The sequence below is a fragment of the Pseudonocardia lacus genome (assembly GCF_018531445.1).
Taxonomy (GTDB): Bacteria; Actinomycetota; Actinomycetes; order Mycobacteriales; family Pseudonocardiaceae; genus Pseudonocardia; species Pseudonocardia lacus.
This window is the reverse complement of sequence record NZ_JAHDTH010000419.1, coordinates 1-2,260: the sequence shown is the minus strand read 5'-3', so window position 1 is coordinate 2,260 and position 2,260 is coordinate 1. Positions and strand designations below refer to the sequence as shown.

At 78.6% G+C, this 2,260-nt stretch carries 4 protein-coding genes; 2 read left to right on the top strand and 2 right to left on the bottom strand.

Features of this window, described 5'->3' with window-relative positions:
- On the top strand, positions 1–306 hold a 306-nt coding region (locus KIK08_RS38675; RefSeq protein ID WP_250558660.1), incomplete at its 5' end, for a DUF6319 family protein.
- A gap of 8 nt (positions 307–314) precedes the next feature.
- On the opposite strand, the gene KIK08_RS38670 is transcribed toward KIK08_RS38675, so the two are convergent.
- Positions 315–935: an SDR family NAD(P)-dependent oxidoreductase gene (locus KIK08_RS38670; RefSeq protein WP_214408273.1), complete on the bottom strand. Its 621-nt coding sequence runs from the start codon at positions 933–935 to the stop codon at positions 315–317.
- A gap of 90 nt (positions 936–1,025) precedes the next feature.
- Here KIK08_RS38670 and KIK08_RS38665 point away from each other — a divergent pair, with 90 nt between their 5' ends.
- The gene (locus KIK08_RS38665; protein WP_214408272.1) at positions 1,026–1,391 is read left to right on the top strand and encodes a MerR family transcriptional regulator; all 366 of its coding nucleotides are present in this window, start codon (positions 1,026–1,028) and stop codon (positions 1,389–1,391) included.
- Positions 1,392–1,400: 9 nt separating this feature from the next.
- Here the strand turns inward: KIK08_RS38665 and KIK08_RS38660 are convergent.
- Positions 1,401–2,260 (bottom strand): DNA glycosylase AlkZ-like family protein (locus KIK08_RS38660; protein ID WP_214408271.1); only part of this gene is annotated, 860 nt, incomplete at its 5' end.

Sequence of the window (2,260 nt, the reverse complement as noted above, 5' to 3'; positions counted from 1 at the left end):
GAGCGCGTCCGCCCGGGCGCGGGCCGGGCGCCGGCGCGTCCGCCGGCCGGTGTCACGGTCACGCTGGCGGCCACGCCGGAGGGCGAGTGGTCGGTCGAGGTCGTCGTGGGCAAGAAGCGCACTGTCCGGCCCACACCGGTCTCCCCGGGCGAGGTCGCGAAGGCCGCCCGCGCGTTGCCGCCGGTCGTCACCGAGGCCATCGAGTCCTCGCTGGAGGCGGCCCGCGCCCGCCAGCTCGACCGCGTGGAGCGGCTGCGCGCCGAGCTGGAGGCCGCCCAGCAGGCGCTGCGCGACCTGAGCGACTGAGCCCGGCGCTACCCGTGCACGACCTCGCGCACCCACCGCCCCCGCGGCTGGGTGTGCAGGCGCCAGTAGTGCTCGGCGATGTCGTCGGGGTCGAACGCCGTCCCGGGAGCCACGGCCCCGGCCACGGTGACCGTGGCCACGTGCACCCCGGCCGGCCCGTACCGCCGGTCGAGCAGGTCCACCGCGGTCCGCACGGCGGCCTTGCCGAGCGAGAGCGACACGTACTCCGGCTTCGGCTCGGGCATGCCGCCGGTCACCAGGAACGTGCCGCGCCCGCGCTCGGCCATCCCGGGCAGCACGTGCGCCGCGGCGGTGAGCGCCCCGAGCACGTTGACCGCCCACGCCCGCTGGTGCTCCTCGACCGACAGCTCGCCCACGGCGTCCGCGCGGATGAGCGCGGCGTTGTAGACGACCACGTCGGGCGGGCCGAGTCGGGCCGCGGCGTCGTCGAGGGCGGCCCGCAGCTGAGCGGGCACCGCCGCGTCCGCGGCCAGCACGACGGTGTCCGCGTCGAGCGGCTCGACCCGCCGCCGGGCCACCAGCGCCACGGCCAGCCCCTCGCGGGCGAAGCGCCGCGCCACCGCCCGTCCGATCCCCGGCCCCGCCCCGATCACCACGGCTCCCGCCACGTCCCGCTCCTCGCTCGCACCCCGGTCCGACGCCGCGACGCTAAGCTCTGACACGGGTGTGAAGGTCAAGCCGGACGTGCGGAGGCGGCGGTGCGGATCGGAGCGCTGTCCCGGGCGACCGGGGTCAGCGGGCGACTGCTGCGCTACTACGAGGAGCAGGGCCTGCTGCGCCCGAGGCGGCTGCCCAACGGCTACCGCGAGTACGCCGAGTCCGACGTCGCCGCGGTGGCGCGCATCCGCGCCCTGCTGGCCGCCGGCCTGCCGACGGCCGTCATCGCCGACGTGCTCGACTGCGTCCACGACGACGGCGGGCGCCTGGTCCCGGTGGCCTGCCCGGGTGTGGTCGAGCACCTGGAGCGCGAGGACGCCCGCCTCGACGCGGCCATCGCCCGGCTGAGCACGGCGCGCAGCGCGCTCGGCGAACTGCTCTCCGCGCTGCCGGGCCGGCAGGGCTGACGGGGCCGCTCAGCCCTCGTCGAGGGCGACCTCCACGTCGTCCGGGGCGATCCCGCGCACCACGGCCAGCCGCCGCGCCTCCTCCTCCTCCAGCAGCGCGCGCTCGCCCCGGGCGAGGGCGCGGAACGGCTGGACGGTGAGCGCGAGCCGCTTGCCGCGCTTGCGGGTGCGCCACGCGCCGGCCACGTCCGCGCCGGCGAGCACGGCGCCCGGCGAGCCCAGCGCGGTCCAGAGCGCCTTGCGGTGCGCCGGGTCGGGCACCAGCGTCTCGCGGTCGCGGCCCTGCAGCAGCGGGTCGGACGGCGGCAGGAGCCGCACGACGTCGGCCGGGCGGGCCGCGCGCACGGCGTCGAGCTGGTCGGCGGGCAGCTGCCCGGCCCGGCCGTCGACCTCGACGGCGACCAGGTCGGTGGGCCAGTCGGGGTGCACGGCGCGGCGGTTGGTGCCCAGGAAGCCCGCGGCGTCGGACTCGGTCGCGGGGGAGAAGAACCTCAGGTAGGTGCCGACGGCGCGGGCGAGGTCGGCGTCGTCGTCGGCCGGGATCCCGACCGGGTCGGGCAGCGGCTCGGCGACCAGCGGCGTGGTGTCCGGGCGGATGCGCAACCCCCCGGCCAACCCGGCCAGTCGCAGCAGCTGCTCGGACACGTGGTCGGTCCCGCACGGCCGGCAGTGCGGCGCCAGGGCGGGTGGGATGCGCGCGGTGACCGCGCTGCTGAGCTCGGACTTGGTCAGCGGCCGGTCGAGCACCGCGGCCACCGCCTCGGCGACCTCCCGGTAGCCGGCCCGCGCGGCCATCCCGACCGCCGCCAGCCGGGCCCGCTGCCAGCCCAGCCGGGCCGCGGCGTCGGCGTCGTCGCGCGGCCAGCCCG